General features: G+C 71.5%; 16 protein-coding genes. 7 read left to right on the forward strand and 9 right to left on the reverse strand.

Annotated features, from left to right (window positions below):
• Window position 1: 1 nt before the first annotated feature.
• Genes AB0368_RS18820 through AB0368_RS18830 form a run of 3 tightly spaced genes read right to left on the reverse strand, consistent with a single transcriptional unit; the run spans window position 2 to window position 4,640 of the window.
• Window positions 2-1,225, reverse strand: coding sequence for a hypothetical protein (locus AB0368_RS18820; protein ID WP_366155145.1), 1,224 nt, complete (start codon window positions 1,223-1,225; stop codon window positions 2-4).
• A gap of 35 nt (window positions 1,226-1,260) precedes the next feature.
• Window positions 1,261-2,946: a GTPase gene (locus AB0368_RS18825; RefSeq protein ID WP_366155146.1), complete on the reverse strand. Its 1,686-nt coding sequence runs from the start codon at window positions 2,944-2,946 to the stop codon at window positions 1,261-1,263.
• Window positions 2,943-4,640 (reverse strand): ABC transporter, encoded by a 1,698-nt coding sequence (locus tag AB0368_RS18830; protein ID WP_366155233.1) that lies wholly within the window; start codon window positions 4,638-4,640, stop codon window positions 2,943-2,945. Before AB0368_RS18830 ends, AB0368_RS18825 begins: the two co-directional genes overlap by 4 nt.
• 956 nt (window positions 4,641-5,596) lie before the next feature.
• Here AB0368_RS18830 and dnaK point away from each other — a divergent pair.
• From dnaK to AB0368_RS18850, 4 genes are all read left to right on the forward strand, one after another.
• The gene (dnaK, locus tag AB0368_RS18835; protein WP_366155147.1) at window positions 5,597-7,471 is read left to right on the forward strand and encodes a molecular chaperone DnaK; all 1,875 of its coding nucleotides are present in this window, start codon (window positions 5,597-5,599) and stop codon (window positions 7,469-7,471) included.
• Entirely contained in the window at window positions 7,468-8,094 is a 627-nt protein-coding gene (gene grpE / locus AB0368_RS18840; protein WP_366155148.1) for a nucleotide exchange factor GrpE, read from the forward strand. Before dnaK ends, grpE begins: the two co-directional genes overlap by 4 nt.
• Window positions 8,095-8,161: 67 nt before the next feature.
• Window positions 8,162-9,355 carry a molecular chaperone DnaJ gene (gene dnaJ, locus AB0368_RS18845; protein WP_366155149.1) on the forward strand — a complete coding sequence of 398 codons (1,194 nt, stop codon included), beginning with the start codon at window positions 8,162-8,164 and terminating at the stop codon, window positions 9,353-9,355.
• Between the two features lie 21 nt (window positions 9,356-9,376).
• Window positions 9,377-9,838, forward strand: coding sequence for a MerR family transcriptional regulator (locus AB0368_RS18850; protein WP_366155150.1), 462 nt, complete (start codon window positions 9,377-9,379; stop codon window positions 9,836-9,838).
• Window positions 9,839-9,847: 9 nt separating this feature from the next.
• On the opposite strand, the gene AB0368_RS18855 is transcribed toward AB0368_RS18850, so the two are convergent.
• The 4 genes from AB0368_RS18855 to AB0368_RS18870 all read right to left on the reverse strand — a co-directional run bounded on the left by AB0368_RS18855 (window position 9,848) and on the right by AB0368_RS18870 (window position 13,428).
• Window positions 9,848-10,294 carry a hypothetical protein gene (locus AB0368_RS18855; protein ID WP_364709603.1) on the reverse strand — a complete coding sequence of 149 codons (447 nt, stop codon included), beginning with the start codon at window positions 10,292-10,294 and terminating at the stop codon, window positions 9,848-9,850.
• A 219-nt stretch (window positions 10,295-10,513) separates the two neighbouring features.
• A complete protein-coding gene (locus tag AB0368_RS18860) occupies window positions 10,514-11,716 on the reverse strand; it encodes a cation:proton antiporter (protein WP_366155151.1) in 1,203 nt (400 codons plus the stop codon).
• Window positions 11,717-11,723: 7 nt separating this feature from the next.
• On the reverse strand, window positions 11,724-12,221 hold the full coding sequence (locus tag AB0368_RS18865) for a cation:proton antiporter regulatory subunit (protein ID WP_366155152.1): 498 nt from the start codon (window positions 12,219-12,221) through the stop codon (window positions 11,724-11,726).
• Window positions 12,205-13,428, reverse strand: coding sequence for a sugar efflux transporter (locus AB0368_RS18870; protein ID WP_366155153.1), 1,224 nt, complete (start codon window positions 13,426-13,428; stop codon window positions 12,205-12,207). The genes AB0368_RS18865 and AB0368_RS18870 overlap by 17 nt, the downstream gene beginning before the upstream one ends.
• A 171-nt stretch (window positions 13,429-13,599) precedes the next feature.
• On the opposite strand from AB0368_RS18870, the gene clpB reads away from it, so the two are divergent.
• The gene (clpB, locus tag AB0368_RS18875; protein ID WP_366155154.1) at window positions 13,600-16,188 is read left to right on the forward strand and encodes an ATP-dependent chaperone ClpB; all 2,589 of its coding nucleotides are present in this window, start codon (window positions 13,600-13,602) and stop codon (window positions 16,186-16,188) included.
• Window positions 16,189-16,229: 41 nt separating this feature from the next.
• On the opposite strand, the gene AB0368_RS18880 is transcribed toward clpB, so the two are convergent.
• Together AB0368_RS18880 and AB0368_RS18885 are read right to left on the reverse strand one after the other, a co-directional pair.
• Window positions 16,230-16,409 (reverse strand): hypothetical protein, encoded by a 180-nt coding sequence (locus tag AB0368_RS18880; RefSeq protein ID WP_366155155.1) that lies wholly within the window; start codon window positions 16,407-16,409, stop codon window positions 16,230-16,232.
• Window positions 16,410-16,743: 334 nt separating this feature from the next.
• The gene (locus AB0368_RS18885; protein WP_366155156.1) at window positions 16,744-16,872 is read right to left on the reverse strand and encodes a hypothetical protein; all 129 of its coding nucleotides are present in this window, start codon (window positions 16,870-16,872) and stop codon (window positions 16,744-16,746) included.
• Between AB0368_RS18885 and AB0368_RS18890 the strand changes: the two genes are divergently transcribed.
• Both AB0368_RS18890 and AB0368_RS18895 read left to right on the forward strand, forming a co-directional pair.
• Window positions 16,871-17,710, forward strand: coding sequence for a hypothetical protein (locus tag AB0368_RS18890; RefSeq protein WP_366155157.1), 840 nt, complete (start codon window positions 16,871-16,873; stop codon window positions 17,708-17,710). The genes AB0368_RS18885 and AB0368_RS18890 overlap by 2 nt on opposite strands.
• Before the next feature lie 84 nt (window positions 17,711-17,794).
• On the forward strand, window positions 17,795-19,090 hold the full coding sequence (locus AB0368_RS18895) for a hypothetical protein (protein ID WP_366155158.1): 1,296 nt from the start codon (window positions 17,795-17,797) through the stop codon (window positions 19,088-19,090).
• The last annotated feature ends 217 nt before the right edge of the window (window positions 19,091-19,307 follow it).

Raw genomic sequence — 19,307 nt, forward strand, 5'->3', positions numbered from 1 at the left:
CTCAGGAGTCGTCGGTGAGGCGGTGCCGGTTGGTCTCGATCCAGGCGTCGATGGCCTCCGGATCGTTCGGGTCGACGCCCTCCGAGATCAGCTGAGCCACCGCCGCCGTCGCCGGGCTGCGCTTCTCGCCGGTCGCGTACAGGCGCGCGAACTCGGGGATCATCTCCTCGACCACCGTGTCCGTCTGCTCGGTCGCCGCCTCCGGCAGGCCCTTCTTGCGCATCGCGTACGCGGACCAGGCCCGGGTCACCCGGGGCAGCATCGCCGCGTCGTCCATGTCGAGGACGGCCCGACGGTGCACCCAGTCGAGCAGGAACAGCCCGGCGACCGCCGGGCTCCAGCGCAGCGGGTCCGCGTCGGGCAGGCCGGCCGCGTGGTCGAGCAGCAGGCTGAGACAGAAGTGCAGGGAGGCCAGCTCGTCGTCGGCCGAGACCCGGTCCAGGCCGAAACGCGCCGCCTCGGGTGACCCGAGGAAGTCTCGCAGCAGCCGCTCCCGGTCCGGGGCGCTGAGCTCCGGCGGCTCCGGCAGCGGCGGCACCGTCGCCTTCGGCAGCAGGGCCAGGCGGGCGCTGGCCAGCGTGTGGTCGGTCGCCAGGTTGCCGTCCTGCGGCAGGTCGGTGAGGCCGTCGGTGATCTCGAGGTGGCGGCTGACCTCGGCGCGCAGCCGACCCGGGTCCTCCTCGCGGAACCAGGTGAGCTCGTCGCCCGCGCACATCTCCCGGACCTGGCCGAGGATGCGGTCCGCCGGGCCGCCGACGAAGACGTCCTTGATGATGCCGATGTTGTGGTCCACGAGCGCGACGACCGCGTGTTCCGGGCCGCCCTCCTCGGTGTCGTCGTACGCGAACGTGACCAGATAGGACGTCTGATCGCCGTACACGTCGCCGTATGCGTAGCAGCCGGTGGGCCGCACCCGGCCGAGCAGGGCGACCCACGGCGGCGACTGCGCTCCACGTTTGACCTGGTCCGCGCCCTCGGCGTCCGGCACGAGCGCCGCGAACACCTCGCGGATCGTCGTGGCGGAGGCCGTGCGGCGGCGGCTCGTGACGGCGAGGAACTGGCCGACGAACTCGCGGACCGCCGTCGCGCGGTCGGTCTCCGCCACCGAGTACACGCTGCCCAGCAGGGCGGTGCCCAGCATCTCGGCATCCAGGGCACAGCCGAGCTTCGCCACGTCCCGGGCGGCGTGGAGGACCGCGTCGTACGGATTCTGAGGTGCCGCCATGCCGCCGAGCCTACCGGTAGTGCAGCTTGCGGGCCCTATTCCGAACGGACGACGGTCAGCGCCTCACGGGCTTGGGCGTACGCGTTCAGCACCTCGCGCACGGGCGCCACGACGTGCTCGCGGCCGACCTCGGTGACCGACGAGCGCAGCCGTTGCTCGGCCCGCCGGCCCGCGCGCCGGGCGCCCACGTTGACGATCGGGCGCAGCAGCACGGCCAGCAGCAACCCGAGTATCAGGCCACCGAGCAGCAACAATGTGGGCAGCGGCACCTCGCCGACCTTCGGGTTGTCGAAGGCGGGCAGGCCGAGGATGCGGACCGCGTACCCGGCGAGGAGCCAGCCGAGGCCCACCACCGCGGCGATCGTGAAGAGCCACTGCAGCAGGCCGACCGCCGTCCACCAGAACGGCTTGCGACTCATGCCGATGTCGGTCTTCGCCACCGCCCGGTCGAGCGCGTCGGGCAGGTCGCCGAGCCGGGACCGGGCGGCCGTGTTCAGCGCCGGCGCCCAGACGTCGGGGATCGGCGCGGCCGCCCGGGCGGCCACCGCCCGGACCGAGAGACCGACCGCGGACTTCTGCGCGGCGTCGGCCTCGGGCAGCGACGTCCGCGACACCGGTACGAGCTCCAAGGGTCCCTCCTCGGCGGGCTTCTCCGACGAGATGTGCAGTCGCTTGAGCGGATCCGGCCGCAGTTTCCGTACGCCGCGCAGCAGCGGCCAGCCGGTGCTGGCGATCGCCCGGTGCCGGTAGGCCCCCTCGGTGGCGGCGGCGACTGCGGGCACCCCGGCGGAGGCGGCGAGGGCGTCGCTGAGCTGGCGTACGGTCGCGCGGTCGACCTCGTCCTCCGCGGCGGGCGGCCCGATCGTGGCGGCCAGTTGCTCGGCGACCGTGTCCAGATCCCCGGCGAGGCGGCGCAGCGCGGCCTGTCGTTCCGCGACCGTCTTCTCCAGCGCGGACCGCAGCTCGTTGAGCATGCCCGGCTGCTTCGCCGAGGTGGCCATCGTGGGTACGCCGGTGAGGCCGTCCTCGTCGAGCAGCCGCTTGAGATCGGTCAGCACGAGGTCGGTGTCGGCGGGCGAGAGCCGGTCGGCCTGGTTGAGCACCACGATCGTCACGTCGGCGTGCGAGCGGAACTGCCGCAGGTAGGCGTTGTGCAGGATGCGGTCGCCGTACTTCTGCGGGTCGACCACCCACACGACCTGGTCGACCAGGCCGAGCAGCCGGTCCACCTCGAGCCGGTGGCCGCGTTCCACGGAGTCGAAGTCGGGCAGGTCGAGCAGGACCAGTCCGCGCAGCGCGGCCTCGTCGTCGGCGTCGAGGGCGCTCTCCCGGATGAAGCGGTGCCGGGGCAGGACACCGACCCAGTCGAGCAGCCGGTTGGCCGGCTCGAGCGGGCCCCACACGCAGGCGTGGGCGACCCCGGTCGTCGGCCGGCGTACCCCCACCGGCGAGAGCTTCAGCCGGGCGAGCGCGTTGAACAGGCTCGACTTGCCGCTGCCCGTGCTGCCGGCCAGCGCGACCACGGTGTGGTCCTGGGACAGCGACAGCCGGCTGCCCGCCCGCTCGACCAGCGTGTGCGCGGCGACCAGGTCGTTGTCCGGAAGGTACGGGTCGGTGACGCGCAGGAACCGCTGCAGCGCGTTCAGCCGCTCGGTGAGCTGCTCGGCGTCGACGCGATCGTCGCCGCTCAGGGCACGCTTCACCTTCTCGACGAGGCTCATGACGGCGTCCCGGTCAACGCGAGTTCCTCCCTGGCACGCTCCACGCCGGCCGCGGCCCGCCGCAGGGTGACACCCGGTTCGAGTTCGAGTCCCACCGCGGCGGTGCGGTCCGTGTAGCGGGCCGCCTCCGCGTCGAGCAGCACGTTAACCCGGGACGCCAGTTCCTCGCGCGCCCGGGCGGCGAGGGTGCGGATCGCCTGGTCGCCGAAGATCGCCTCGAGCACCTTCTGCGCCGCCACCGTGGTGCCCGCACCGACCGCCACCTCGGCGCCGGTGGGGATGAAGGCGGTGGACGTGAAGACCGCGATCATCACGGCCAGCCCGATGCCGTTGACCGCGTACGCGGCACCGCGGGCTACGACGCGCTTGTCGGCGGCCTCGGTGCGGACGAGCTCGAGCACCCACTGCTGCCAGTCGCGGACCACGCGCTCGGCCCGCTGCGGCAGGTCCGCCGACGGCTTCTGCAGCGCAGGCTCCAGCAGCCCGGCCCCGGCGGGATGCGCCTGCCAGGCCGAGTACGCGTTCTCGGCGGCGTCCGAAGCTACCCCGCGCAGCAGCGTGACCAGCTGCGATTCGAGCGCCGCCTGCAGGTTGCGCCCGGGCGCGGGGCGGCCGGTGACCGCGGCGACGAGCCGGTCCCGCAGCTGGCCGATCCGCGACTCCAGGGTCCGCAGGAACTCGCCCGTGCCGATGAACTCCTGCCAGCGGGCGAGCACCTCGCCGCGCAGCAGCCGGCCGTCCTGCAGGCCTTCCTCCATGGTCCGGCGGGCGTTGCGGTAGGCCAGGGTCACCCGTTCGTCGAGGGCCTTGGCGGCGACCGCCTGCTCATCGGCGGCGGCGGCCAGCCCTTCGACGGCCGGCCCGAGCGCGGCGAGCGCGCCGTCGAGCGTCTGGCGCACGACCGTGGACCGGGCGTTGGCGTCGGCCGCGAGCTGCGCGAACCAGTCGTGCAGCTGCCGCATCTCGTCCTCGGGGAGCAGCCCCTGGCCGTCCAGAGTGGTCTCCGGCAGCACGAACAGCGGCGCGGCGCCCATGTCGTGCTCGGTGAGCATCTCCGCCAGGTGCGCGGAGACCTCCCCGGCGGCCTCCGGGGGCACGCGATCCAGCACCAGCGCGATCACGGTGCCGCGCAGCCGGGCCGTCTTCAGCAGTTCCCACGGTACGGCGTCCGCATAGCGCGCGGCGGTGGTCACGAAGAGCCACAGATCGGCCGCGGCCAGCAGTTGCGCCGCCAGTTGCCGGTTGCGGTCCACGACCGAGTCGATGTCCGGGGCGTCGAGGAACGCCAGCCCGGGCCCGAGCGCCGGAGCCGAGACCAGCTGCAGCGTCTTCGGGTCGGAGGTGGGCTCCGCGGTGCGCGTCAGGCCGGGCAGTAGCTCGCCCTTGCGGAACCAGGAGGCGTCCGACGGGTGGCTCACAAGCACCGGCGATCGGGTGGTCGGGCGCAGGACGCCGGCGGTGCTGACCGGGGCCCGGACCAGGCTGTTGACCAGTGTGGACTTGCCGGCGCCGGTGGAGCCGCCGACGACCACGAGCAGCGGGGCGTCGAGGCGGGCCAGGCGCGGCAGCAGGTAGTCGTCCAGCTGCGACACCAGCGCGTCGCCGATCCGGCCGGCCTCGGCGGCCGAGGGCATGACCAGCGGGTACGTGGTCCCGCCGATCGTCGCCCGGAGCTGGGACAGGGCGGTCGCCAGGCGGCCGACGGCCGGTGGTGGCTCGACCGGTTGGGGCGGTGCGTCGGCCGGGGTCGCGGGAGCGCTCTCCGGGGCCGGGCGGGGGCCGAGGTCGTCGAGCGTGGCCGGACGGGTCTGGGTCGTGACGACGTTTCCGGTGGTGGAGGCGCTGGTCGGCGGCCACTCCGGCGTCGACGGCGCCTCGTCCCTCACGGGTTCCGGTGCGGGCTCGCCGATCGGCTCGGTCGGGGCTTCCCCGGTGGCGTCGTCCTCGCCCGTGACCTCGGCGGTGGCGTCGTCCTCGGCCGTGACCTCGGCGGAACCTTCGTCCTCGGTGGTGAGTTCGTCGGTGACGTCATCCTCCGCGGTGACCTCGTCGGGGGCGTCCTCGGTGGTGAGCTTGTCGGCCGCGTCGGCCTTCGCGCCGGTCTCGTCGGCCGCGTCGTCGTCGGCGGTCACGTCGTTGGGTGGCTCGGTGGAGGTGGAAGCCGCGGCGGCGGCCGTGGGGGCGGCGTCCGGTTTCGGGGCGGGGGGTGCCGACGCCTCCGGGGGCTCGGAGGGCGCGGTAGTGCCTCGTTCCTCGGGTTCGCCTGTCTTTGCCATCGATTCCGGCTCGGGGGGTGCTGCGGTTGGGGAGGCTGTGGGCGTACCGGAGGATCCGGCGGCGCCGGCGGACCTGGCCGGACCACCGTTGGTCTGGGCTTTTGTCAGGGGGGCGTCGGCTACGGCGGGCGTGGCCGACGGTCCGACCGCGTCACCGTGCGTCGTCACGGGTAAAGCGTGCCCGATCTATGCATCGCAGACAACAGGTACCCCACTCCTCGTGACCGGACGGGAACCTTCGGCACGGGGGTTGCGCCGGGTTGACTCAACTTCCACTTGCGGACTGGTGATCCCGTGGCATCATTGAGTCCGGTCCACTCAACTTGTGACCCGAAGCTTGTAGTAGACACCTGGTTAGAAGCGAGGAAGCGAACATGGCACGAGCGGTCGGCATCGACCTCGGCACCACGAACTCCTGCGTCAGCGTTCTGGAAGGAGGCGAGCCCACCGTCGTCGCCAACGCGGAGGGTGCTCGGACGACCCCGTCCATCGTCGCCTTCGCGCGCAACGGCGAGGTGCTCGTGGGCGAGGTCGCCAAGCGTCAGGCGGTGACCAACCCCGACCGGACCATCCGTTCGGTCAAGCGCGAGGTCGGCACCAACTGGTCCATCGACATCGACGGCAAGAAGTACACCCCGCAGGAGATCTCCGCGCGGGTGCTCATGAAGCTCAAGCGCGACTCCGAGGCCTACCTCGGCGAGACCGTCACCGACGCGGTCATCACCGTCCCGGCCTACTTCAACGACGCGCAGCGGCAGGCCACCAAGGAGGCCGGCGAGATCGCGGGCTTCAACGTCCTGCGCATCGTGAACGAGCCCACCGCGGCCGCGCTGGCGTATGGCCTGGACAAGGGCTCCAAGGAGCAGACCGTCCTGGTCTTCGACCTCGGCGGCGGCACCTTCGACGTCTCCCTGCTCGAGCTCGGCGAGGGCGTCATCGAGGTCAAGTCGACCTCCGGTGACAACCACCTCGGCGGCGACGACTGGGACCAGCGGATCATTGACCACCTGGTCAAGACGTTCCGCGGCGAGAACGGCATCGACCTGTCGCAGGACAAGATGGCTCTCCAGCGGCTTCGCGAGGCCGCCGAGAAGGCCAAGATCGAGCTGTCGGCCGCGACCACCACGAGCATCAACCTGCCGTACATCACGGCCGGGCCCTCGGGCCCGCTGCACATGGACATGAACCTGTCCCGGGCCGAGTTCCAGCGCATGACGCAGGACCTGCTGGACCGCTGCAAGGCGCCGTTCGAGCAGGCGATCAAGGACGCCGGCGTCAAGGTCTCCGACGTCGACCACGTCATCCTGGTCGGCGGCTCGACCCGCATGCCCGCCGTGTCCGAGCTGGTGCAGCAGCTCATCGGCCGCGAGGCCAACAAGGGCGTCAACCCGGACGAGGTCGTCGCCGTCGGCGCCGCCCTGCAGGCCGGCGTGCTCAAGGGTGAGGTCAAGGACGTCCTCCTGCTCGACGTGACCCCGCTGTCGCTGGGCATCGAGACCAAGGGCGGCATCTTCACCAAGCTCATCGAGCGCAACACCACGATCCCGACCAAGCGCTCCGAGGTCTTCACCACGGCCGACGACAACCAGCCGTCCGTGCTGATCCAGGTCTTCCAGGGCGAGCGCGAGATCGCGGCGTACAACAAGAAGCTCGGGACCTTCGAGCTGACCGGCCTGCCGCCTGCGCCGCGCAACGTGCCGCAGATCGAGGTCACCTTCGACATCGACGCCAACGGCATCGTGAACGTGCACGCGAAGGACCTGGGCACCGGCAAGGAGCAGAAGATGACGATCACCGGCGGCTCCGCGCTGCCGAAGGACGACATCGAGCGCATGATGCGCGACGCTCAGGACCACGCCGACGAGGACAAGAAGCGCAAGGAGGACGCGGAGACGCGCAACCTCGCCGAGCAGCTTCAGTGGCAGACCGAGAAGTTCCTGGCCGAGAGCGGCGACAAGCTTCCCGAGGACTCCCGCAACCAGATCGGCGAGGCGCTGGGCGACCTGCGCGGCGCGCTGGGCGGCAGCGACATCGAGAAGATCAAGACCGCGCACGAGAAGCTGGCGACGGTCTCCCAGCAGGCCGGTTCCCTGCTCTACGCCCAGCAGCAGCAGGAGGGCACGCAGGAGACCCCCGGCCCCGACGGCACCCAGGGCGCGCCCGGTGACGCGGCCGGCGCGAGCGCAGGCCCGCAGGGTGGCGCTGACGACGTCGTCGACGCCGAGATCGTCGAGGACGACAAGAAGTGAGCCGCGCGGACGACGAGAACGACGGTCAGGCGACCGAGCGCGTCGTCATCCGCGATCGCCGCAAGATCGACGTGAAGGGTAAGGACACCACGGTGACCAAGGAGGCCGAGGAGTCCATGGAGGCCAAGCGTGGCGCGCACCGCGCCGCCGAGGACTTCGAGGACGAGGTGACCCCCACCCCGGGTCTCGGTGCGGAGCTCGAGGCCTTGCGCACCGACGTGGAAGAGCGCACCCGCGACCTGCAGCGGGTGACGGCCGAGTACGCCAACTACCGCAAGCGCGTCGACCGGGACCGCAGCACGGCTGCCGAGCAGACGACCGGCTCGGTGCTCACCGCGCTGCTGCCGGTGCTCGACGACGTCGACCGGGCCCGCGAGCACGGCGACCTGGTCGGCCCGTTCGCCGCGGTCGCCGAGTCGCTGGGTGCGGTGGTCGGCAAGCTGGGGTTGGTGGCCTTCGGCGAGAAGGGCGACCCGTTCGACCCGACCCGCCACGAGGCGGTGGCCCACCTGACGTCCGCCGACGTCACGGAGCCGACCTGCGTCGAGGTCATGCGCCGCGGCTACACCCTCGGCGAGCGGCTCCTGCGGCCCGCGCTGGTCGCGGTAGCCGACCCCGCGTGACGATGTTCCGTCCCGCCCGCCTTCCGGTGGGCGGGACCTGTCGCATCCGTAGGAGGAGGTGGGCTGGATGAGTTCGAAGGACTGGCTGGAGAAGGACTTCTACGCCGTTCTCGGGGTGGCCAAGTCCGCCTCCGCCGACGACATCAAGAAGGCGTACCGGAAGCTGGCCCGGGAGAACCACCCCGACCACAACCCCGGCAACAACGACGCCGAGGAGCGGTTCAAGGCGGCGTCCGAGGCGTACGACGTGCTCTCCGACGACCGGAAGCGCAAAGAGTACGACGAGATGCGCTCCCTGTTCGGCTCGGGCGCGTTCCGTCGTGGCGCCCGGGCCGGTGGCAGCGGCCAGTTCGACCCGTCCGACCTGTTCGGCGGGTTCACCGGCGCGGGAGCCGGCGCCGGCACGGGAGCCGGTGACCGGCGGTTCGGTGGCGCCGGTTTCTCGGACATCTTCAGCTCGATCTTCTCGGGCGGCGCTGCCGGCCCGGGTGGACGCCGGGGCCCGCAGCGCGGCCGGGACGTGGAGGCGGAGGTGACGCTCGACTTCGCGCACGCGGTGAAGGGCACGACGCTGCCGCTCACGCTGCGGTCGCCGGGCGTCTGCGACACGTGCCACGGCAACGGTGCCAAGCCGGGCACCGTGCCGCGGGCCTGCCCGCAGTGCCACGGTTCCGGGCTGATCTCCCGCAACCAGGGGTCGTTCAGCTTCTCCGAGCCGTGCCGGGAGTGCCAGGGCGCGGGCGCCATCGTCGACGAGAAGTGCCCGGAGTGCCGGGGCACGGGCGGGGTCACCAAGAACCGCACTATCAACGTCCGCTTCCCCGCCGGCGTCGGCGACGGTCAGCGGATCCGGCTCAGCGGGCGCGGCGAGCCCGGGGACAAGGGCGGCCCGGCCGGCGACCTGTACGTGCAGGTCCGCGTACGCCCGGACGACCTGTTCGGCCGCACCGGCGAGGACATCACGCTGACCGTGCCGATCAGCTTCGCGGAAGCGGTGCTCGGCACCGACCTGCGCGTGCCCACGCTGGACAGCCCGGTGACACTGCGGGTCCCGCCGGGCACGCCGAGCGGCCGCAAGTTGCGGGCGCGCGGCAAGGGCGTCCAACGCCGCGACGGCAAGGCGGGCGATCTGATCGTCACCGTCGAGGTTCAGGTGCCCTCCGGGGTGTCGGACGAGGCCCGGGACGCGCTGGAGCGGTTCGCCAAGCTCACGCCCACGCCGGAACGTGGCCGCATCGAGGCCCGGCTGCGCCGGGGATGATGAGCCTTCGGGAGGTGGCACATGTATGAAGAGATCAGCATCTCGATGGAGCAGGCCTCCGACGCGAAGGTACTGATCATCTCCGTCGCCGCGAAGCTGGCCGGGATGCACCCGCAGACCCTGCGCCAGTACGACCGGCTCGGCCTGGTGCAGCCCGGCCGGGCCGGTGGTGGCGGCCGGCGCTACAGCGAGCGGGACGTCGCCCTGCTGCGCGAGGTGCAGCGGCTCAGCCAGGAGGACGGGGTCAACCTGGCCGGCATCAAGCGGATCATCGGGCTCGAGCAGCTGGCGGGCGAGCTCCAGGAACGGGTCGCTCAGCTCGAGGCGGCGCTGGACGCCGCGTACCAAAGGATCGCCCAGCTCGAGTCGGTGGGGCCGTACCCGGGACGCGCCCTGGTCCGCCGGGAGCCGCCGTCGACCGCCCTCGTGGTGTGGCGACCGCGCCGTTCCGGAAACAATCCGCGCCGTTCCGGGGATGAATAGCCGTCGGGCTCAGCGGCGGCCGAAGAGGGCGAGGCGGCGGGGGTGGCGCACCAGGCCGCCCTCAATCCAGTCCTCGTAGTCGAAGAGCTCGGGGCGGGTCATCAGCACCCGGCAGTTGTGCGCCCAGATCGACATCGGCTCGTCGCCGACCTCCTCGGCGCGTTCCACGTACTTCTTCAGGCGGCGCTTGCGCTGCGAGGACGCGTTGGGGCGTACGCCGTCGGCCGCGTAGATGTACATGCAGTGCTGGGCGAAGCGGCGGGCCGGGCACTGCCGGTCCATCGCCAGCTCGAACAGGGTGGGCGCCAGCACGTCACCCGCAATGAGCAGGTCCCAGTCCGAGGGCATGGAGTCGAGCGGCACGGCCTCGGGGTGGTACGCCCAGGCCTGCAGCTCTTCCGGCCTCGGGTCGACCGGGTTGGCGAAACCGAAGAACGTCGCTTCGCGCACAGTCACGATGCCGCCTCTACACGCTCGATCATCCGCCGACCTCCTCCGGCAGAGGGCCCGCGCCTGCGCCGGGAGCCCCCTCAAGTTCCGGCGTGTCGCTGGTCACCCTGTCACTCGATGTTGTCGCGGCGACACGTTAGCGCGAACCTGGCATTCTGCGGAAGTGATGAAGTATCACTTTCAGATACCGGTCAGTAGCAATGAGCTGCGGGGACGACCCACTGGTCAATCCACGGGCAGGACATCGGCCGGACGGCGCACCGCCATCCGCCGCCGGATGATGCTCTTGAACCAGGCGTAATCCGGCAGACGGGCCAGAAGCGGTCCGCTCACGACCGTGATGAGCACGTACGCGGTCGCCACCGGGGCCAGCTCGGGCTCGACGCCGGACGCGACGGCCAGCCCGGCGATGACGATCGAGAACTCGCCGCGGGGCATCAGGGCAAGCCCGGCGCGGATCTGACCCGGCAGCGCGATGCCGCCACGGCGGGCGGCCAGGACGCCGGTCAGCACCTTGGTCAGCATCGTGAGCAGGGCCAGGCCCAGCGCCGGCAGCAGCACCGGCGGCATCGCGGCGGGGTCGGTGGAGAGGCCGAAGAAGACGAAGAAGACCGCGGCGAAGAGGTCGCGCAGCGGCGACAGCATCTGCACGGCGCTGTGCGCCACCTGGCCGGAGAGGGCGATGCCCACGAGGAACGCGCCCACCGCCGCCGAGACCTTCAGCTCGGCCGCTACGCCGGCCACGAACAGGGTCAGGCCGAGCACGCTCAGCAGCAGCGCCTCGGCGTCCTTGACCGACATGAAGCTGGAGATGGCGTGCCCGTACCGGATCGCCACGACCAGCACCGCGACCACCGTGAGCACCGCGACCGCCAGCGCCTTCATGCCGCCGGCCAGCCCGACGCCGGCCAGCACCGCGGTGACCAGCGGCAGGTAGAACGCCATCGCCAGGTCCTCGATGACCAGTACGGAGAGGATCACCGGGGTCTCGCGGTTACCGAGCCGGCCCAGGTCGCCGAGCACCTTGGCGATCACGCCGGACGACGAGACCCAGGTGATACCGGCCAGCACAAGAGCCGCCTCCCAGCCCCACCCGAGCAGCAGCGCGAAGCCGGCGCCGGGGAGGGCGTTGAGCAGCGCGTCGATGATGCCCGCGGGTGCTGCCGAGCGCAGGTTGCCGACGAGCTCGGTGGCCGAGTACTCCAGCCCCAGCATGACCAGCAGCAGGATGACACCGATCTCGGCGCCGATCTCGATGAACTCCCCGCTCGCCGAGAGCGGGACGAGGCCGCCGTGCCCGAACGCGAGCCCGGCGAGCAGGTAGAGCGGGATGGGGGAGAGCCCGATGCGGCGGCCGAGGCGGCCGAGCATGCCGAGCGCGAAGAGCAGCGCACCGACCTCGATCAGGAGGACCGTCGTGCTGTGCACCGGCGCCTCAGTCGCCGTGGTCGCCGGCGAGGATGGCGGTGACGCCGTCCAGGCCCTGCCGGGTGCCGACGGCGACGACCACGTCGTTCGCCTCGAAGACGAAGGACGGGCCGGGGGAGGCGATCACCTCGCGGTCGCGCAGGACCGCCACGATCGAGGCGCTCGTGCGGGTGCGGGCACGGGTGTCACCCAGGGCGCGGCCCACGAAGGGGGAGCCGGCGGGCAGGGCGACCTGCTCGGTGAGCAGGCCCGCCGCCTGCTGGCGCAGGCCGGAGAGCTGCCCGAGCATGAGAGAGGCGCCGAGGACGTCGGCCAGGGCCTCCGCCTCGTCGTCGGTGAGGGGTATCGCGGCGAGGCAGGCGTCGGGGTCGTCCACGTCATACAGCACCAGGTCGCGACGGCCGTTGCGGTGCGAGACCACCCCGACGGTACGTCCGGACGAAGTCACCAGGTCATGGCGGACGCCGATGCCCGGAAGTGGAGTCTGCTCAACCCGTACGCGCACGCGTTCCACCGTAACGGGTGGGCGGGCGTACCACGGTCAACAGCAGCAGGCCCGCCGCGCACAGGACGGTGCAGATCACGTACGCGTGCCGGTAGCCGAAGTGCTGCGCGACCCCGAACAGCGGCCCGGCGAGCATCGCGCCCAGCGGGAACGAGTTGGTGAACAGCGTGGTGGCCTGCCCGGGATGCTGCGGCAGCATGTTCTGCATGTAGGTGATGCCGAGCCCGGACACCGCCGCGATGAAGAGCGCGTTGAGCAGTTGCGCGCCGAAGAGCAGCCACACCCCGGTCGCCGTCGCCACCAGCCCGTAGTACGCGATCCCGCAGGCGGCCCCGGCCAGGAGCAGCACGCGTATGGGCATCCGGGTGGACATCGCGCCCAGCCCCAGCATCAGCGGGATCTCCAGGGCCGCGCAGAGGCCGAGCACCAGGCCCGCGTAGGAGACTTCCCCGTGCAGGTCGGTGCGGATGAACAACGGCAACGCCTGGACGGCCAGCGTCAGCGGCGTCTGCAGCAGCGTGAAGGCGGCGGCCGTGAGCAGCAGCGTCCACCTCGCGGTGGCGGGGAAGGCGGACTCGTGCCCGGCCCCGGGAGCCGCTGACGGCGCGGGCGCCTCGATCTCGTCCAGACCGAAGAGGCCGATGGCGGCTGCCAGGGCGTACATGACGGCGGCTCCGCCGTAGACCCAGGCGAATCCTCCGGTGGCGAGCAAAAAGGCGGCCAGCGGCGGGCCCGCGACCCAGGCCAGCGAGAAGACCGTCCGCAGGCCGCTGATGCCCATCGCGGCCCGGTCGGGGGCGTCGCGTTCGAGCACCTGGCGGGCGTACGCGAAGGATTGGGGGAAGAGTGAGTTGGCGACGCCGATCGCCGTGACGGTCAGGCCGAGCAGGATCCAGTAGTCGCGCACCACCGCGGTGAGCCCGCAGCCGATCATGCCGGCCACGGCGCCGATGACGAGCAGCGTGCGCCGGATGGGGCGCCGGTCCGACAGCCGCCCGATCAGGGTCGAGCCGAGCACCCCGGACAGGGGCGCCACGACGAGGAAGACCGTCACCTGCAGCGGGCCGGCGTCGACCTCGGTGCTCAGGAAGAGGGAGAGGAAGGGGCCGACCAGCGCGGTGGAGATCCCGACTGCGAGGAAGACGAGGCCCAGCGGAAGGAGCGCACGAGTGAGCCGCGGCGTACGCCGCACGGTGCCGAGGGCCATACGTCTGACGTTACGACGGGTGCCGGAAATGCACATGTCGATATCGCGGTAACGGACGTCTCTTTCCGGGCGTGGACACCCCGACCTAGAGTTGAGTGGAATAGGCTCAAGTCTCGAGTTGCTGAACCACGCGGATGCTGCATCTCTTGGAAGATCCGATCAGGGGAGCTCATGAACGCCGAACGCCTTACCACCAAGAGCCGCGACGTCATCACCGGTGCGGTCGCCGACGCCAACCAGCGCGGGCACGCCACCGTCGAGCCGTGGCACCTCCTCCTCTCGCTGCTCGACACCGGCGGCTCCACCGCGCCGGCGCTGCTGCGGGCGGTCGGTGCCAATCCCGCCGACGTCCGGCGCGCCGCCGTACGCGCGGTCGAACAGCAACCCTCCGCACGCGGCTCGAGCACCGCGGAGCCCAGCCTCTCGCGCGAGTTCGTCAACGCCATCGGTGAGGCCGAACTGATCGCCAAGCCGCTGGGGGACGAGTACATCTCCACCGAGCACCTGCTCGCCGGCCTGGCCCGGGTGGGCGGCGTGGTCGGCAAGGCCCTGCGCGACGTCGGCGCCACCGAGGAGACGCTCGCCGCGGCCTTCCCGTCGGTGCGCGGGGGCGAGCGCCGGGTGACGAACCAGGACCCCGAGCAGACCTATAAGGCGCTGGAGAAATACAGCGTCGACCTCACCGCCCTCGCTCGCGAGGGCAAGATCGACCCCGTGATCGGGCGGGACGCCGAGATCCGCCGGGTGGTGCAGGTGCTCTCCCGGCGTACCAAGAACAACCCGGTGCTGATCGGCGAGCCCGGCGTCGGCAAGACCGCGATCGTTGAGGGCCTGGCCCAGCGCATCGTCGCCGGCGACGTGCCGGAGACGCTGCGCGACAAGAAGCTCGTCTCGCTCGACCTCGGCGCGATGGTCGCCGGCGCGCAGTACCGCGGCCAGTTCGAGGAGCGCCTGAAGAGCGTCCTCGAGGAGATCCGCAACTCCAACGGCCAGGTCGTCACGTTCCTCGACGAGCTGCACACCGTCGTCGGTGCCGGCAAGGGCGAGGGCTCGATGGACGCCGGCAACATGCTCAAGCCGATGCTGGCCCGCGGTGAGCTGCGCATGGTCGGCGCCACCACCCTCGACGAGTACCGCGAGCACATCGAGAAGGACCCGGCCCTGGAACGCCGCTTCCAGCCGGTCGTCGTCGGCGAGCCCACGGTCGAGGACACCATCGGCATCCTCCGTGGACTGAAGGGCCGGTACGAGGCTCATCACCGCGTACAGATCACCGATGCCGCCCTGGTCGCGGCCGCCGCGCTGTCCGACCGCTACATCAGCGACCGGTTCCTGCCGGACAAGGCCATCGACCTGATCGACGAGGCCGCCTCCCGGCTGCGCATGGAGATCGACTCCCGCCCGGTCGAGCTCGACCAACTGCAGCGGCAGGTCGACCGGATGCGGGTCGAGAAACTCGCGCTGGAGAAGGAGACCGACCCGGCGTCGGTCGCCCGCCTGGAGCGGCTCGAGCGCGACCTCGCGGACCGCGAGGAGGAGCTGACCGCCCTCAACGCCCGGTGGGAGCGCGAGCGCGGCGGCCTGAACCGGGTCGGTGAGCTGAAGAAGAAGCTCGACGAGACCCGCGCCGAGCTCGAGCGGGCCCAGCGCGAGGCCGCCTGGGAGAAGGCGTCCCGCCTGCAGTACCAGGAGATCCCGGCGCTGGAACGCGAAATGGAGAGCGCGGCCGCCGCCGAGGACGAGAAGACCGAGCCGCCGATGGTCAAGGAGGAGGTCGGCGCCGACGACATCGCCGAGGTCATCGCGTCGTGGACCGGCATCCCGGCCGGCCGCATGATGGAGGGCGAGACCGCCAAGCTGCTGCGCATGGAGGAGTCGCTGCAGGCCAAGGTGGTCGGCCAGGCCGAGGCCGTCGCGGCTGTCTCCGGGGCCGTACGCCGGGCCCGCGCGGGCGTCGCCGACCCGGACCGGCCCACCGGCAGCTTCCTGTTCCTCGGCCCCACCGGCGTCGGCAAGACCGAGCTGGCCAAGGCCCTCGCAGGCTTCCTCTTCGACGACGAGCGGGCCATGGTCCGCATCGACATGAGCGAGTACGGCGAGAAGCACTCCGTCGCCCGCCTCGTCGGTGCCCCGCCCGGGTACGTCGGCTACGAGGAGGGTGGCCAGCTGACCGAGGCGGTGCGGCGGCGGCCGTACAGCGTGGTGCTGCTGGACGAGGTGGAGAAGGCGCACCCGGACGTCTTCGACGTGCTGCTCCAGGTGCTCGACGACGGGCGGCTGACCGACGGTCAGGGCCGTACGGTCGACTTCCGCAACGCCATCCTCGTGCTGACCTCCAACCTGGGCTCGTCGGTCATCTCCGACTTCACCCTCGGTGAGGAGGAGCGGCGCGAGGAGGTCATGGCGACCGTACGCGCGCACTTCAAGCCGGAGTTCCTCAACCGGCTCGACGACATCGTGGTGTTCCACGCGCTGACCGCGCAGGACCTCGCGGCGATCGTGGACATCCAGCTCGGCCGGCTGCGTCACCGGCTGGCCGACCGGCGGCTCAGCCTGGACGTCACCGAGGCGGCCGTGCTGTGGCTGGGCGAGCACGGCTACGACCCGATCTACGGTGCGCGGCCGCTGCGCCGGCTGGTGCAGTCGGCGATCGGCGACTCGCTGGCCAAGGCGCTGCTCGCCGGGGACATCGTCGACGGCGACACCGTGCTGGTCGACCTGAGCGACCAGAAGGACGGGTTGCGAGTAACCCGCGCCTGAACACTTTGAAGGGCCCCGAGGTTGCTCGGGGCCCTTCTGTGTCAGCTGGCCTTCGCCTCCCGCTGCCGGTAGGCGTGGGTCATGAGGATGTCCGTGAAGGCGTGCTCGCCGTCCTCGGACCAGATCCTGATCCCGTCGCGGTGGAGCTGATAGCGGACGTCCTGGTAGCGGGTCCGCGTGTCGTCATGGTGAACGACGGTCAAGGTGTCTGCGTGCGGCATGGGACTCACCGGTCCTTAATGGGTCTGGGGCGGCCGCGGCGAAAACACGCGGCCGGCGCAATCGGGAAGGCGCCCTGATCCGGTCTGCCTCGGCCCCGGCGATCAGTGAGCGGGGGCGGCGACTCGGTCGGGCACAGGGCGGCGCCGAGGGATTCCGATGCCTGCGGCGCGCCACGAGATGGAAGTGTATGGGTCGGGATCGACTTCTGTCGCCCCCTCGAACGAGCGACCTATTTCATCCGATTTCGTGCTACGTCGGGCGATGTTGCCACAGTTGTGGACCTTGTGTCCGCCGGACCTCGTATCTGGTGCCCGCCCGATACCGTGAGTGGATCTAGGAGGGAGCGCCGATGTATCCGGGAGCACCGGCACCGAGTTCACGGCCGACGGTCGTCACCGTCTCGTCGTACCTGCTGTATTTGAGCGCCGCCGCGTCGATCATCAGCGCGCTGCTGTCGCTCATGACGATCTCCACGATCTCCGACGTGTACAAGGAGCTGTACGCGAACACCCCCAACAGCGGCATGGAGAGCATCATCGTCGGCGCCAGCGTGGTCGGCGTGGCGATCAACATTCTGTTCGCTGCCGGCCTGGCGATCCTCGCGATCTTCAACAACCGCGGCCGCCAGGGCGCCCGGATCACCACCTGGGTGATCGGCGGCATCTTCCTCTGCTGCAACGGCTTCGGCCTGCTGGGCAACGCCGCGACGAGCGGCATGAACCTCGACTCGGGCAACACCGCGGGACCGAGCCCTCGGGAGGTGGAGGAACGGCTCACCGCCGATCTTCCGTCCTGGTACTCGCCCGTGACGACGACACTGACCGTCCTGCTGGTGCTGGCCATGCTCGCCGCGCTGATCCTGCTCATGCTGCCGGCGGCGAATGCCTACTTCCGTAAGCCGCAGCCGGCCTGGGACCCGTCCATGCCGTACCCGTATCCCGGGCAGCCTGGGTATCCGGGCCAGCCGGGGTATCCCGCGCAGCCTGGGTATCCGGTTCAGCCGGGATATCCGGCGTATCCCGGCCAGGCCGGGTATCCGGCGCCCAGCTCCGGGGCGTTTCCTTCCTATCCCGGTACGCACGAGCAGTCGATGCCGCCGGGTGGGGTGGACGCCACGCCGCCGGCTGGTGATTCGACGGGGTCGTCCGAGCCGTCGCCGCACACCGGTAGCTTGCCCGCCACGGATCCGTGGAGTGCGCCTCCTCCGCCTTCTTTGCCTTCGGGACCGCCCTCTTCGCCTTCGGGGCCGCCGGAGACGCCTCCGGAGCAGCCGGGTCGCGCACCTACCGATCCGTCCTGACGATGGTCTTCTCGCGCGCCGCCGGGTAAGCCCGGCGGCGCGTCGTACGTCCGGGTAGGTTCGTCCGCGACGGAGGGAACCACCATGTCGTACGCAGTGCAGTACCCGGCGGCGGCCGCCGCACCCGCGCCCGCCGCGTCGCCACGCCGGCCTGCCTCGGTCGGGTTCGCGTCGGTCCTGCTCATCGTCATGGCGGTCGTGGGTCTGGCGTACGCGGTGGCCACACTGGCCGTCGCCCCCGGCACAGTCGACCGTTTCCGGGGCGCCGCTCCCAAGAGCGCGGACGTCGACGGCTTCGTGACGGTGGTGTGGATCGGTGCGGCGCTCGGTGCGGTACTGGCGGTCGTCCTCTTCGCCCTGTACGTGGTGCTCGCCCTGGGGCTGCGCCGGGGCAGCAACGGCATCCGCATCGCCACGCTGGTGGTGTGTGCGCTCGGCCTCGTGGCCGGGGGCGTGTCGACGCTGACGATGGTGGTGCAGCGGGGCGGGGACTCGGCGCCGGGGTCGGCCGGTGCGGCGCTGGCGGATGCGTACCCGGGGTCGTGGATCGCCATGAACATCGGCCTGGGTGTCGCTCAGATGGCCGGGTACGTGCTGGTGGGGGTGCTGTTGCTGGCCGCGCCGCGGTCCTTCTTCGGCAGGGCGCCGGAGCCGGTTCCGGCGGATCCGTTCCCTGCCTCGCAGCCCGGCTACGGGCCTCAGGGTGGGTACCCGGCGGGCGCCTACGGTTACCCCGGCCGGCCGCCGTTTGGTGCCGCCCAGCAGACGTACGGGGCCGCCCAGCCCGGGTATGGGGCCGTCCAGCCCACGTTTGGAGCCGCGCAGCCCACGTATGGGGCGCCCTATCCGGCTGCGCCTCACATGCCGGCGCCAGTGGCTGAGATTCCCGGTGAGCCGAGCCCGTGGGCTGCTCCGGCGCCGGTGACCCCCACCGCACCGCAGCCGTCGAATCCCCCTGCGGCCGCCCCTGCGCCCGCAGACGTCGCCGACGCGGGTCCGTGGGGCGTCACGCCGGGTAACGGCACGGTCCCCGCAGAAAGTGACGAAGCTGCCACCGACGGCGGGGCCGGCTCGTCTCCCGAGGCTGTCACCAACGGCCGGCCCTGGCCGGCGGGCGGCGCCGCGGCTGACGGTGGGAGCACTGCAGCTGGCGCCGGCGGCTTCGGCAGTGGGACTTGGTTGGCCTCTGAGGCCGCCGCTGACGGTGAGGCCTGGCCGGCGGCCGACGCTTCCGCCCATCATCCGTGGCCGGCCCCGTCGGCCGAACGGCCCACGGCGCCAGACCCTTCGTGGGCCGCTTCCCCCGCACAGGGCGCCACGGGCGGTACGGGCGCCGGTGACGACTCGGGCGAAGGTTCCGCAGCGCGGCCGTCCAGCTGACCCCCGGCGGTCCAGTGCCCCCGCCGATGGGGGCGTCACGGCGCGTCCGTCCAGCTCCCGGGGTCGACGACATCGACGGTTGTGTGTCACCCGAACGGGTAGCGTTGGTCGCCGGGGGTCTGTTCGACGCCGCTGTCCGGGCGGGCTTTCCCCGAGGACGGACATAACTGCTCGGATGACATCGGTGTCAGTGCGTACTCGTTCGATGACCGTCGTT

Source organism: Actinoplanes sp. NPDC051475, from assembly GCF_040689425.1.
Classification (GTDB): domain Bacteria; phylum Actinomycetota; class Actinomycetes; order Mycobacteriales; family Micromonosporaceae; genus Actinoplanes.